Here is a 13,722-nt window from a genome sequence, read left to right on the forward strand (position 1 = left end):
TCGGGGCGGGGCCGGGGGCAAGGCCGCGGGCGGGGCCTCGGGGCGCGTCAGGGGCGGGGGCTCAGTCGCGTTTGCAGATGCGGTCCATCAGGTTCGCCGTCGCCTTCTGCACCCGCGGGTCGACATGGCCGGGGCGGCTGAGCGCCGGGGTCCAGGCGAAGGTGCCCGAGGCGAAGACCCACGCGCCGCTCGGCGCCCGGTACAGCGACGTCTCCTGGTGGCGGCGGGCGCCCGACGCGTCGCGGTACGGGGAGTGCGCGAGCAGGATGCGGCTGGTGCACTCGGGCAGCGCGGTCCTCGGGAAGTAACGGTCCGCCTCCCCCGCCACAAGCCCCGGCAGCTCGTCGCCCTCCTGGGCGCCGGTGGACTCCCACAGCCAGTGGTCGGCGTTGCGCACCACGAGCGGGTGCGGGTGCGGCACCGCGCCCGTGTACTGGATGCCGAGCACCTGCTGCTCGGGGCGGCCGAGCTCGCGCCAGAGCGGGGCGCGTCCTGGGCCCTGCCGCTTGCGGCAGCTCAGCAGCCTGTCCTCGTCGCCCGATGGCAGCGCGGCCAGGGTGACCTGCCAGTACATGGTGTTGGCCGAGAGGAACACCAGCGATGTGCCGCCGTCGCGCGCCTCCTCGACCGCGCGCCGCATGGGCGCCGACCAGTACTCGTCGTGGCCCGAGAACACCAGCGCGCGGTACCGCCCAGGGTCGACGCGCCCGGCGTGCAGATCGCGGGCGGTGGCGTAGCCGACGTCGTACCCGAAGCGTTCGGCCCACCGGATGAAGTCGTAGGCGTGCCCGGCGTGCAGCGGCAGCCCCGAGCCCGCGTACGGCCGGTCGAAGGACACCGTGATCGCCGCGTCCTGCTCGCCGAGCAGCCGCCCCGCGCCGTCCCACGCGTGGTAGAGGCTGGCGCCGCCGCTGCCATCCTCGGGGAAGAGGTTGTACGCCTGCCATGTGACATCGGGCAGGACGAGCAGCAGGTCGGCGGGCCTGTCGTCGCGGACCGCGAACGGCACGTGCGAGCGGAACGCGCCGTCCGCCGTGGTCAGCACCGCCACATAGGCGCCGGGCAGCCAGTCGGTGGGGACCTGGAGGCGCCAGGAGAGCCACCAGTGGTGGCACGAGACGGTGCGGCCCGCGGCCAGCGGGGGCGGCTGGCGGATGCCCATGAGCTTGGGGCTGCTCAGCAGCAGCCTGGCGCCCTCGTCGCCGAAGTACCCGATGCGGTAGATGTCGATGGTGAACTCGCGCGGCGGGTCCACCGTCACCCGGAAGTCCAGCGGCTGCCCGGGGGCGACCACGGCCTCGGTGACAAAGCCCTTGATCTGGCAGCCGACATCGTCGGCGGCGCGCAGGGTGGTCGGCGCCCCGGGGTCACGGCCCGGCAGGAGGACCTGGTCCGCGCCCCGCAGATGGCCGTCGCCCGCTCTGACCCAGGGCACCGGCCCCTGCCCGAACGGATCGGAGACCGCGTGCGTGAGCGCGCCCGCCTCCCAGCGCCGGATGTGCTCCGTGCTCTTGTTCAAGCTCCCCTCCCTGCGCCTGACGGACGGGCAGTGCCGGTCCCAGCACATCACATCCCGCGAGCGAACGGTCACCAGTCGTCGCACCGTCAACCGGAGGTGATGGCCCGATGGTGGCGCCGGGGGCCCGGAGTGTCGAGCCCCCGCAAGGGGGAAGCGCCGCACGATCGAAGGCGGCGGCGGCCCGCCCCGGAACGGCCCGCGGCCCGCGGCCCGCGGACCGCGTCAGACCAGCCGGACCGGCTTGTCCGGGCGGACCCCGGCCCCGGCGAGCCAGTCGCGCAACGGTCCCGGGTCGCCGTCGTCCACCAGCCGGTGGACGGGGGCGGCCAGGCCGCGCTCGCGGGTGCCGCCGGTGAGCAGCACGGGGCCGTCGAGCCAGTCGAGCCCCGGGGCCGCGCCCGTGGTGTCGGCGGCCGCGCAGCAGATCGCCGCGGACACGTGCTCGACCAGGGCCTCCCGGTCGCCCGGTGGGGGCGGCCCCTGCGCCGCGGCCCCCGTGGCCGGCTGCGGCTCGGCGCGGGCGGCCTCGGCGACCAGCCGGGCGGCGAGGGCCGCGGTGCCGTTCCGCGCGGCGGCGGCGTCGGCGAGCCGCTGGAGGGCGCAGGCCAGGGTGGGGGTCTCCGCGGCGTCGAGGGCGGCGAAGAGGCGGGCGGCGCGGTCGCGCCAGATGCGGTCGACGACCTCGTCGGGGTACGCGGCCCAGTCGACGGGCGTCCAGTCGGCGTCCTCGCGGCCCTGGGCGCCGTGGAAGAGGCGGGCGGCGAGCAGGGAGATGGCCTCGTCCACCGCGCCGGGCTCATCGAGCAGGTCGCACGCGGGGCGCTCGCCGAGCCGGGCGGCGAAGCCCTCGGCGAGGCGGTCCCTGCGGGACAGCTCGGTGAGCGCCGAGACGACGCCCGCGTCCAGGCTCCTGGGCCAGCGGCCGATGCGCCACGCGGGCAGCGCGACGCGGGTCAGCAGCCGGTCCCAGCCCGCGTACGCGAGGCCCACCTGCTCCTGCGCCGCGCCGCGCAGCCCCTCGTCCACGCCCTGGGCGCGGGCGGCGGCGGCGCGCGCCACCCCGCGCTCCATCTCCGCGCCGTACCCGGCGCCAAGCCGCAGCAGGGCGCGCGCCACAAGTCCTGAGAACGCCGTCAGCGGACGCCGGTGCCGGGGAACGCCGCGGGCGAGACCCGCGGCGGCGTCCCACGCGCGGACGCAACGGCGGGCCGAGGCGATGTCGGGGTGCGCGGCGGGCCCCGTGCCCGCCACGACCGGCGCGAGGAGGGCGCGCAGCTCCCCCACCCGCATCCACCACAGGAACGGCGAGCCGATGACCAGCACGGGCCCGGGCGCCGCCGCGGCCCCCGGGGCGCGGGGCGGCTCCTCGAGCCAGCTGTCGCAGTCGGGGGTCAGGGCGATGCCGCTCGGCGGGGGCACGTCGAGCCGGTCGGCGAGCTCCCGTATCAGCCCGTGCAGGGCGGGCGCCGAACGCTCGGGCACCTCGATGGTGGGGGTGACGGCGGGCCGGGCGCGGGCGATGAACAGGCCGGTGGCCGTCGCGACGGCGGCCGTGGCCGCGGCCAGCGCCGTGACCGGCCAGCGCAGCGCGCCGGGCGCGCCCGCGGCGAAGAGCACCACCGCGGAAGCGGCGGGGATGAGGGCGAGGGCCAACGCGCCGTTCCGCACGCGGAGGACGGCGAGGGCGTCGTCCCGCGCGGAGCGCCCGGCGTCTCGCGATGTCCGCTGCACCATGCCCTGCCTCTCGCCGCGCGATGCCGGTGTGTGCCGTGTGCCGTGTGCCGTCCCGCTCTCCACTGTCGCACCGGCGACCGACACCGCAACGTGCGCGGGGCCGAACGCGTCGGCGCGGTGGAGGACGCCGCACCGCACCCTAAAGGGGGTGCCACCGGCCCGTCAGCACAACGGTGGGACGGTCACTCGATGGTGGGGCTTTGGGGAGAGGAGGGAACCGCTGAGGCGGCCCGCGCGGCGATGTCGGTGCGGTGGTGGGAGCCCGCGAGGCGGACGCGGGCGACGGCGCGGTAGGCGAGCGCCCGCGCGTCGGCGAGCGCGGGCCCCGTGGCGGTCACCGACAGCACGCGCCCCCCCGAGCTGACCACGCGCCCCTCGTCGTCACGGCGCGTGCCCGCGTGCAGCACATACGCCTCGGGCCCGTCGTGCTCGGCCACCTCGGCGAGCCCTTCGACCGGGTCGCCCGTGCGCGGCTTGTCGGGGTAGCCGTCGGCGGCGACCACGACCGTCACGGCCGCGCCCGCGCTCCAGCGCAGCGGCGGGAACGCGGCGAGCTGCCCGGTGGCCGCCGCGAGCAGCAGCCCGGCCAGCGGGGTGCGCAGCCTGGCGAGGACGACCTGGGTCTCGGGGTCGCCGAACCTGGCGTTGAACTCCACGACGCGCACGCCGTTCGACGTCAGCGCGAGCCCGGCGTAGAGCAGCCCGGCGAACGGCGTGCCGCGCCGCCGCAGCTCCTCGACGGTGGGCAGCAGCACGGTGTCGAGCACGCGCTCCACGAGGTCGGGCTCCGCCCAGGGCAGCGGTGAATAGGCACCCATGCCGCCGGTGTTGGGGCCCTCGTCGCCGTCGTGGGCGCGCTTGAAGTCCTGTGCGGGCGTCAGCGGCACGACCGTCTCGCCGTCGGTGACGGCGAACAGCGAGACCTCGGGCCCGTCCAGGTACTCCTCGATGACGACCTGACCGCACGCGCGGGCGTGCGCGCGGGCGTGTTCGAGGTCGTCGGTCACCACGACGCCCTTGCCAGCGGCCAGCCCGTCGTCCTTGACGACATAGGGCGGGCCGAACGCGTCGAGCGCCTCGTCGGCCTCATCGGGGGTGGCGCACACATAGGCGCGCGCGGTCGGCACCCCCGCGGCGGCCATGACCTCCTTGGCGAACGCCTTGCTGCCCTCGATGCGCGCGGCGTCGGCCGATGGCCCGAAGGCGGGGATCCCTGCCTCGCGCACGGCGTCGGCGACCCCGGCGACCAGCGGCGCCTCGGGCCCGACGACGACCAGGTCGGCGCCGACGCGGGTGGCGAGGGCGGCCACGGCGGGGCCGCTGGTCGCGTCGACGGCGTGCGGCGTCGCCAGCTCCGCCGTGCCCGCGTTGCCCGGGGCGCAGTGCAGCTCCGTGACGGCCGGGTCGAGGGAGAGGGCGTGGCACAGGGCGTGTTCGCGGGCGCCGCCGCCGATGACAAGGATCCTCACGGGGCCCAAGACTAGGGGGTGTCCGCGTCACCCACCCGTTCGGGCGACCGTGACGCCGGGGCGCGTGCGCCCTTCGCGTCAGCTGAAGACGATCATCGAGCCCTGCGCCAGGCTCCGCGTGGCCGCCGCGTGCAGGCCGAGCCACACATGGCGTTCCCTGACAAAAGGCCCTGGCGCCTGGTCCGGGAGCGCGGCGGGCTCCTCGAGCGTGGTCGGGCGCTCGGGGGGCGCGGGCGGCGGTGGCGGCTTCAGTGGGTCGATGTCGAGCACCGGCGCCACGACCTCGAGCTCGCGCAGCAGCCCATGGCTCGAGCCCAGCGGCCCGCCGCCCGCCAGCAGCGTCTCGTTGACCAGCGGGTGCGGGAAGTCCACCGGGACATACGCGCCCGCGTGGTCGAAGTGCCACACCAGGTGGGACTGCTGGGCGCTGGCCTCGAACATCTCGAGCAGCTGCTGGTAGTCCCCGTCGAGCTCCACCGCGGGCTCCACGGGAAGGCCGCTGAGCCGGAGCAGATAGGCGCGGCGCAGAAGGTGGAGCGCGGCGTAGTCGAACCCCGCGACCGGCGCGACGGCGCCCGAGATGCCGGGGACATACCCCTGGACGGGCACGGGCGGCAGCCCCGCGTCGGCCAGGGCGCGGTCGTACTCGGCCAGCTCGTCGGCGAAGGGGTTGTCGGGGCTGTGGCACAGCACGTCGACGAGGGGGACCAGCCACAGGTCACAGGCCACGTAACTGCTCTCTATCAGGAGGGACGTGAGGAGGGACACATGAGGGGGGACACAAGGGGGGGACACATGCGAAGACGGCGCTCCGGGTCAGCGTAGAGCCTGAAACGGCTTCACGCGTCGGCGACTTGCGCCGCGAGCGCCAGGGCGTGCGCGCGCTGGGCGCGCAGCAGGCGGTGGGTCTCCCCCAGGTCCTGGCGCTCGACGGCGTCGGCCAGCTCCAGGTGCCCCGACCACAGCCGCCCGGCGAGCGCGGGCTCGCGGCGCAGATACGGAACGGTGAACGCCCAGCACGCGACGCGCAGCCGGTCGAGGAAGTCCCCTATGGGCGGATTGCCGAACAGCGCCTCGAACTCGCGCCAGAACCGCAGGTCATAGGCGATGAGTATGTCTAGGTCACCCGCGACGGCCGCCTGCCGCGCCGCGGCGGCGCGGCGGCGTATGGAGGTGAACGCCTCGGGTACGGCCTCGCGCAGGGCCAGCTCGGAATGGGCGTGCAGAAGGCCGTCGCTGACGATCGTCTGGGCCTCGACCATGTGGCGGAAGTCGGCGAGGGTAAGGCGCCTGATGCGGAATCCCCTGTGCTGCTCGACCTCGAGCAGCCCCTGCGCCGACAGGTCCACCAGGGCCTCGCGGACCGGGGTCGCCGAGACGCCGTACTGCTCGGCGATCTCCCGCACGGTGAACTCCCCGCCAGGGGCGAGCCGCCCCGCGAGGATTTCCTCCCGCAGGGCGTCGGCGAGTTGCTCGCGCAAGGTGCTGCGTTGAATCACGGCGGCCCAGCCTAGTGCCGCCGCCGCGCGATCGCGGCGAACGCGCCGTGTGACAGAGGGCGTTACGGAACGGGTGGCGAGTCGTGACGTTCGGGAGCCGCCCCCGCCTGGGGCGTTGCCCGTATCCTCGTCGCCATCGACCGCGCACCGGGCCCCTCGGGAGGGAACGCCACACATGGAACGCCTCGCGCCCGATGACCCGCACAGCATCGGGGGATATCGGCTGCTCGGCAGGCTGGGCGCGGGCGGGATGGGGCAGGTCTACCTGGCCCGTTCCGAACGCGGCCGCACCGTCGCGGTCAAGACGATCCAGCCGGGGCTGGCCCGCGAGCCCGACTTCAGGCGGCGGTTCACGCGGGAGATCGCGACCGCCAGGCGGGTGGGCGGGGAGTGGACCGCGCCCGTCCTCGACGCGGACACCGAGGCGGCGACGCCGTGGGTGGCCACCGGCTACATCGCGGGGCCGACGCTGCACCGCGTGGTCGCCCAGGACTATGGGCCGCTGCCCGAGCGCTCGTTGGGCTTCCTGGCCGCGGGGCTCGCCCAAGCGCTGCGCGACATCCACAGCACGGGGCTGATCCACCGCGACCTCAAACCGTCCAACATCATGATCACCATCGAGGGCCCCCGCGTCATCGACTTCGGCATCGCCCGCGCCCTCGACGGCATCACGGGCGGCGGGCTGACCAGGACGGGCGCGGTGATCGGGTCGCCGGGGTTCATGTCGCCCGAGCAGGTGCGCGGGCTGCGGCTCGGCCCGGCGAGCGACGTCTTCTCCCTCGGCTCGGTGCTGGCCTACGCGGCGACCGGGCGGCTGCCGTTCGGCACGGGCGACAGCGGCGGGCACGCGCTGATGTTCCGCATCGTGCAGGAGGAGCCCGACCTCGACGGGGTGCCAGAGCCGCTGCGCGGGCTGGTCGCCGACTGCCTGCGCAAGGACCCGGAGCGACGCCCCACCGTCGCGGAGCTGCTCGAGCGCACGGGCGCGAACGAGCCTTCTGGGGACGCGCCGGGCGGCCCCTGGCTGCCCGCCGAGGTGCTGGCGCAGCTGGGCAGGCACGCGGTGGCGCTGCTGGAGCGCGAGGACCCGGACGCCGGGGGGCGACAGGACGGCGCGCTCGCCGCCACGACCATGTCAACGGCCCGTCCCACGGCGGCCGTTCACCCGCCGACCCACGCCGCGCACCCGGCGCACCCGCCCGCGCACGCGGCGTCCCCGCACGCGCACCCCTCCCCCGCGCCCACCTATGGCTGGGACTTCCCCGCGTCGCCCGCGCCCCCCGCGGCCCCCGTCGCACCGGCGGCGCCCCCTCCGGTGCCCGTGCGGGCCCTGACCACGGCGTTGACCTGGATGTTCGCCGGGCTGACGGTGCTCCTGACCGCCCTCGCGCTGCACCACGCCTCCGCCTTGGGCAAGACCCCCGGCTGGGAGGACGACGGGATCGGGGTCCTCGGGCGGCACCTCGCCGACCCCGAGGCCGCGATCCACGGCTCAGAGGGCGTCCTTGGCTTCGCCGTCTTCGTCGTGTGGCTCGTCTGGTTTCGGCGCGTCCGCCGCAACGCCGAGGCGATCGCGCCAGGCCGCATCCGCTACTCGGGGGCCGCATCGGTGTGGCTCTGGTTTGTCCCCCTTGTCAACTTCGCCCTGCCCAAGCAGATCGCCGACGACGTCTACCGGGTCTCGCACCCGGCGCCCCGCCCGTCCCTCGTCCTGGTCAACGCCTGGTGGACGCTGCTGCTCGGGTACTTCGCCCTCGGCGTCGTCTCTGAAGGGAGCGGGAACGCGGCGAGCGCCAGGCGCGAGCCCGGGGAAGAGGCCATCGAGCTGGCGGAGAACGGCGTCGGCGCGCTCGCCGCCCTGCTCGCGCTGCTGCTCATCCGCAGGATCAGCAGCCACCAGAACCGCTGGCTCACCGGCGTGGCACGGTGAGGGGGGCCGCGGCCGACCGGCATGGGCGGCCGAACCGTTCACCTTTATTCTCGGTGGGGCAACCAACGTCAGTATCGGGGGAGTTTGCGGCGATATGGATCGGCTGACGCCACAGGACCCGCACCGGATCGGGGAGTACCGGCTGCTGGGCAGGCTCGGGGAAGGCGGGATGGGGCAGGTCTACCTGGCCCGTTCCGAACGCGGCCGCACGGTCGCGGTCAAGACGATCCGCTCCGCGCTGGCCCAGGAGCCGGACTTCAGGCGGCGGTTCGCGCAGGAGATCACCGCCGCCCGCCGGGTGGGCGGGCGTTGGACCGCGCCCGTCCTCGACGCGGACACCGAGGCGGCGACGCCCTGGGTGGCCACCGGCTACATCGCGGGGCCATCGCTGCACGAGGTGGTCGGCCGCGACTACGGCCCGCTGCCAGAGCGCAGCGTCTCGCTGCTGGCCAACGGCCTTGCGCACGCGCTCTCCGACATCCACGGCGCCGGGCTCGCGCACCGCGACCTCAAGCCGTCCAACGTCCTGATGACGATCGACGGGCCCCGCGTCATCGACTTCGGCATCGCCCGCGCCCTCGACCCCGCCCCCGGCGAGAACCTCACGCGCACCGGCGCGACCGTCGGCTCCCCCGGCTTCATGTCGCCCGAACAGGTGCGCGGCGGGCGGATCAGCCCGGCGAGCGACGTCTTCTGCCTGGGCTCGCTGCTCGCGTACGCGGCCACGGGGCGCACGCCGTTCGGCGCGCTGGACTCGGGCGTGCACATCCTGATGTTCAACATCGCCGAGGAGCGGCCCGATCTCACGGGCGTGCCCGAGGGGTTGCGGGAGCTCATATCCGGCTGCCTGGCCAAGGACCCCGCCCGGCGCCTCCCCGTCGACGAGGTGCTGCGCGCCACCACGCCCGCGTCCGTCTCGCGCGAGCCGTGGCTGCCCGGCGCCCTGGTCGCCCAGCTGGGGCGGCACGCGATCGAGCTGCTCGACTCGGAGAACCCCGAGAGCCGCACCGACCTGCCCGTCGTGCCCCCCGCGGACGCCAGGCCGTCGCCGACCCCTTCGCCCGCGCCGGGGCCGCACACCGACGCGGGCCAGGCCCGCCCCGCCCCCGCGTGGCCCTACTCCGCCTCCCCGCAGCACTCCGCCTCCCCGCAGCCGCGCCCGACGCCGATGCCGTCGCCGTACTCGCAGCCCTCGGGCTCCTACAGCCCGCCGCCGCCCTCGATGCCTTCGAGCGCGGGCTATCCCAGCTCCCCCTGGACCACGCCCTCGCCATCGCGCGGCGGCCCCAAGCGCTCGACCGCCGTCCTGGCCACCACCGCCGTGCTCGTGGTGATGGCCGTGCTCGGCGTGCTGGTCGCCACGCAGTTCGCCGGTGGCTCGGGCGGCGGCGACGCGATCGACGAGGAGTATCTGGGCGCCTGGCAGGGCGAGTACACCTCGAGCGGCGGCGACGTGCACGAGCTGCGCTTCGAGATCGAGCAGGGCGCCGAGGGCGACATCGTCGGGCGGGCGCTGACGCTGGCCCCCGAGACCCTGTGCGTCTACCACATGCGCCTCGACGCGTTCGACGACCGGCTCGACTTCACCGAGGAGTCCGACTGGGCCGCGCCCCCCGAGCAGTCCGACGAGGCATGCCGCGACAACGCCACGGTGCAGTCGCTCTCGCTCTACGCGGCGGGTGACGCGCTCGACTGGAGCTACAACGACCGCTCCGCCGAGCTCCACCGCGCCCCCGCGGCCTCCGCCACCAACGTGCCCGACGCGCTCATGGGCGAGTGGCGCGACGAGTGGGAGGACCGCGACGAGGACATCGAGGGCGAGGACATCGTCACCATCTCGCAGGGCCGCGTCGGCGACGTCGTGCTGCGCTTCGCCCGCTCGCAGAACGGCGCGATGACCTGCACCTGGGAGAACCACCTGGTGGCCACGGGGGACCGGCAGATCACCCTGGGCCCCGACCAGTTGGTGGAGACCGGCGAGGACGCGGACTGCAACGTCTATCCGGGCTTCCGGGTGTTCCAGGACGAGGGCGACGAGGACACCCTCAAGATCAATTGGCTGGATCGTCTCGACGACGACCCCGCGGAGCTGGAACGTATCGAATAGGTCTCTTTCCTGTTCGCGATGTGTCAGCTTCAGGTCACGAATCAGTACGGTCACCGCCTCTGGCAGGCCGGACGGGAACCGATCACGGTTCGGCCTCTGTCCCCCTCCTTGTGTACGGTCCCCCGTATTCTCATGAGGCTTATCGGAGCGAAGGGGAGTAGCACGACATGAAACCGCTCGGGCCGACAGATCCTCAACGAGTCGGCCAATACCGGCTGCTGGGGAAATTGGGCGCCGGCGGAATGGGCAGTGTCTATCTCGCCCGCTCCGACCGCGGGCGCACGGTCGCCGTGAAGCTGGTCCAGCCCGAGCTCGCGGCACAGCCGGAGTTCCGCCGCAGGTTCCAGCAGGAGGTGGAGGCGGCCAGGCGCGTGGGCGGCGAGTGGACCGCGCCCGTGCTCGGCTGCGACACCGAGGCGGAGACGCCCTGGGTGGCCACCGGGTACGTCGCCGGGCCCTCGCTTCACGAGGTCGTCGCGCACACCTACGGGCGGCTCCCCGAGCGCTCGCTGCGGATCCTTGCCAACGGCCTGGTCAAGGCGTTGCGCGACATCCACGCCGCGGGCCTGGTGCACCGCGACCTCAAGCCGTCCAACGTCATGATCACGATCGATGGCCCCCGCGTCATCGACTTCGGCATCGCCCGCGCCCTTGAGGCGGGCGGCGGAGGGCTGACCAGGACGGGCGCCGCCGTCGGCTCGCCCGGCTTCATGTCGCCCGAGCAGTGCCGCGGCGAGGTGCTGACGACCGCGAGCGACATCTTCTGCCTTGGCTCGGTGCTGACGTTCGCGGCGACCGGGTCCACGCCGTTCGGCGACGCCAACAGCGCCATGACCGCGCTCATGCTGCGGATCGTCCAGGGCCAGCAGGACCTCAGCGAGGTGCCCGAGGGGCTGCGCGGCCTGATCGAGCGCTGCCTGGCCCAGCACCCGGCCGACCGGCCCGAGCTCGACGAGCTGATCGCGCTCACCGAGTCAGACCCGGCCGACGAGGAGCCGTGGCTGCCGGGCGCGCTGGTGGCCAAGCTCGGTCGGCACGCGGTCGAGCTGCTCGACTCCGAAGACCCGCTCCAGGCGCCGCCCAAGCCCGCGAACCAGCCGACGCCCGCGATGCCGCAGGTCCCGCCGACGCCCGCGCCGCCCACGGCCATACCCGCGCCGCCGCAGAGCGCGCCCACGCAGATCGCCGCCCCGGCCACGCCGCCGCCGTCCCCGCCGCCCTCGCCACACCCCAACGCCCCGGCCGACCCGATGGCGACGATGACCGCGCAGATGCCCGGCTATGGCACCCCGCCGCCCGCGGGCTATGGAACGCCCCAGCCCGGTGGCGGCTATGGCACCCCGCCGCCCGCCAGCGGCTACGGCTATCCGCAGGCGCCCGGCACGCCGGGCTACGGCTCGCCCGAAGTGGGCGCGGTCCAGGGCCCCTACGGCCCCGGCTACCCCGGTGGCGTGCCACCTGGCGGCCAGGGTCCTGGCCACCGCGGCGGCGGGAACCGGAAGAACGTCACCTGGCTCATCGTCGCCGCCGTCGCCGTCTTCGCGCTGGCCGCGGGCGTCGCGGTGATGTCCATGAGCGGCGGCGAGGACGACCCGGACGACGACGGGGCGGCCCAGCCGATCCCGGCCCCGGACGGCCCGACCGACGGCCCCACGGACGACCCGACCGACGACCCGACCGACGACCCCACCGACGACCCCACCGACGACCCGGAGCCCGGTGGCGGCACCGTCGGCTACCAGTTCATCGGCGCGTGGGAGGGCGAGGTGTTCAGCGACGGCGAGTCGCGGGGCTGGTTCCAGCGGATCGAGATCAACGAGGGCTCCGCGGGCGAGACGGTCGCCACCCAGTGGACGCTGCTCAGCACGCTGCTGTGCACCGAGGAGTCCGAGCTGGTCTCCGGCGGTGACACGCTGACCCTTGAGGGCACCGGCACCACCAACACCGTGCCGTCGAGCGACCCCGACCGCTGCGAGCCCTATGGCGAGCAGACGATCGAGGCCCAGAGCGACGGCACGCTGCTGTGGTCCGCGGGCTCGCTGACGGCCGAGCTGACGATGTCCAACCTGTCCCAGAGCGGCGACGGCATCCCGATCGCCGTCTACCAGAACACCTACGAGGGGCCCGACTGGGACGTGACGATCGCGCACAGCGCCTCGGCTGGCGAGGTCGCGGCCACCTACACCAACGGCACCTGCACATGGGAGTCGCACATGGTCGCCAACCCCACGGACACGATGATGGTGGGCCCGGCCGAGGCGACGTCGGGCGACTGCGACCCGCTGCCCTCATACACGATCACGTGGACGCTCGAGGCGGGCGAGAGCGACGCCCAGGAGCTCCAGTTCACGGGCTTCGGCACCGACGACTCGTTCACGGTGCAGTACACCGGCTGACGGGCGGGGCGAGCACACGACGAGCGGGCCGGGCGCGGGGGCGCCCGGCCCGCTCGTCGTGGGATTGGCGGAGGAGTGGGAGACGCTGACCGTATGAGGGCGACCGGATAGAGGTTCATCCTGTGCGGGAGCCGGACCCGTGGGCGCGCGTTGCGGGCGGGGCGCTCGCGTTCGTGGACGGTGAAGATGACCGGCGTCTGGGGCGCGGCTTCCTCGAACTGGTGGGCCAGGGCGAGCGCCTTCTCCAGCTCGGGCCGCACCTTGACGCGGGTACCGATCCGCTCGGAGAAGCTCTTGTGGCACTCCGCCCGGCGGAGGGCTTCGAGCTGGCTGGCCAGCTCCTGGCGGGCGGTGGACGTGCGGGCGTTACCCGATCCGGATCGGCCGCTCGGTGGGGGGCGCGGGCATGGCGGCGAGTGCGGGGCCCTGCCGCCAGGGTCGGCCGGGGCGCCGGTCGGCGGGGAAGAGCCTTGGGTGGTTGCCCGGCGGATCTTGTGGCCGTCTGATGGCCGACTCGTTGCGCGGGGCTGGGCGGAAGTAGCTGCCGGACGCCGTCGTCAGGGCCGGTTCGGGTCCGAGTGCACCACCAGGAAGAGCGACCAGGCGGGCGCGGCTGGGTCGTCCGGGCGGGCGGCGAACTCTTCCAGCAGATCCTTGAGCCGGGTGCGGAACTCCTCCATCTGCGGCGGTGGCAGGCGCAGCGCCATCCTGATGCCCTCGGCCTCGGTCGCGGGAACGAGGGCGAGTTCCTCCAGGAACGCGTCGAGCATCGACCGGTCCAGCGCGGGCGTTTCGAGGTGCCAGCTCTTGCGCGTCGCCAGATAGGGGATCTCTCGTGCGCCGCGCGCGCCGCGCCGTTCTTCCTGCGCCTCCAAGAAGCCGGTGCGGACCAGCGTTCTGGTGTGGTGCAGCACGCTGGCCGGGTCTCGACCGAGGATCGCCGCGATCTCCTTGTTCGTGTGCGGCTTCCGCACGCAGATACGCAGGATGCGCAGGCGGAGGGCGGAGGCGAGTGCCTTCGCCTCCGCGTCGGTCGCCGGCCGGCGTTCGGTCATGATCAGCAGCCTA

The 13,722-nt window shown here is 74.5% G+C and carries 9 protein-coding genes and 1 pseudogene; 3 read left to right on the plus strand and 7 right to left on the minus strand.

Annotated elements, in window-relative coordinates; translation table 11 throughout:
• Positions 1-61 precede the first annotated feature (61 nt).
• From DEH69_RS18135 to DEH69_RS18155, 5 genes are all read right to left on the minus strand, one after another.
• Positions 62-1,567, minus strand: a complete 1,506-nt coding sequence (locus tag DEH69_RS18135) for a N,N-dimethylformamidase beta subunit family domain-containing protein (RefSeq protein ID WP_113688026.1) — start codon at positions 1,565-1,567, stop codon at positions 62-64.
• A 174-nt stretch (positions 1,568-1,741) separates the two neighbouring features.
• Complete coding sequence (locus tag DEH69_RS18140) at positions 1,742-3,253, minus strand: hypothetical protein (protein WP_113688027.1); 1,512 nt, start codon at positions 3,251-3,253, stop codon at positions 1,742-1,744.
• Between the two features lie 182 nt (positions 3,254-3,435).
• Complete coding sequence (gene purD, locus DEH69_RS18145; RefSeq protein WP_113688028.1) at positions 3,436-4,722, minus strand: phosphoribosylamine--glycine ligase; 1,287 nt, start codon at positions 4,720-4,722, stop codon at positions 3,436-3,438.
• 78 nt (positions 4,723-4,800) lie between these two features.
• Positions 4,801-5,451 (minus strand): hypothetical protein, encoded by a 651-nt coding sequence (locus DEH69_RS18150; RefSeq protein WP_113688029.1) that lies wholly within the window; start codon positions 5,449-5,451, stop codon positions 4,801-4,803.
• Between the two features lie 110 nt (positions 5,452-5,561).
• Complete coding sequence (locus DEH69_RS18155; RefSeq protein ID WP_258534753.1) at positions 5,562-6,221, minus strand: GntR family transcriptional regulator; 660 nt, start codon at positions 6,219-6,221, stop codon at positions 5,562-5,564.
• A 175-nt stretch (positions 6,222-6,396) separates the two neighbouring features.
• On the opposite strand from DEH69_RS18155, the gene DEH69_RS18160 reads away from it, so the two are divergent.
• From DEH69_RS18160 to DEH69_RS18170, 3 genes are all read left to right on the plus strand, one after another.
• The gene (locus DEH69_RS18160) at positions 6,397-8,151 is read left to right on the plus strand and encodes a DUF4328 domain-containing protein (RefSeq protein WP_113688031.1); all 1,755 of its coding nucleotides are present in this window, start codon (positions 6,397-6,399) and stop codon (positions 8,149-8,151) included.
• A 94-nt stretch (positions 8,152-8,245) separates the two neighbouring features.
• Positions 8,246-10,258, plus strand: coding sequence for a serine/threonine protein kinase (locus DEH69_RS32835; protein ID WP_113688032.1), 2,013 nt, complete (start codon positions 8,246-8,248; stop codon positions 10,256-10,258).
• Positions 10,259-10,425: 167 nt separating this feature from the next.
• Positions 10,426-12,654, plus strand: coding sequence for a serine/threonine-protein kinase (locus DEH69_RS18170; protein ID WP_113688033.1), 2,229 nt, complete (start codon positions 10,426-10,428; stop codon positions 12,652-12,654).
• Positions 12,655-12,809: 155 nt separating this feature from the next.
• Here the strand turns inward: DEH69_RS18170 and DEH69_RS33665 are convergent.
• A pseudogene (locus tag DEH69_RS33665) lies at positions 12,810-13,145 on the minus strand (recombinase family protein); the annotation flags it as partial.
• 66 nt (positions 13,146-13,211) lie between these two features.
• Entirely contained in the window at positions 13,212-13,709 is a 498-nt protein-coding gene (locus DEH69_RS18180; protein WP_113688034.1) for a transcriptional regulator, read from the minus strand.
• Positions 13,710-13,722 lie beyond the last annotated feature (13 nt).

The sequence above is a fragment of the Streptomyces sp. PT12 genome (assembly GCF_003311645.1).
GTDB lineage: Bacteria > Actinomycetota > Actinomycetes > Streptomycetales > Streptomycetaceae > Streptomyces.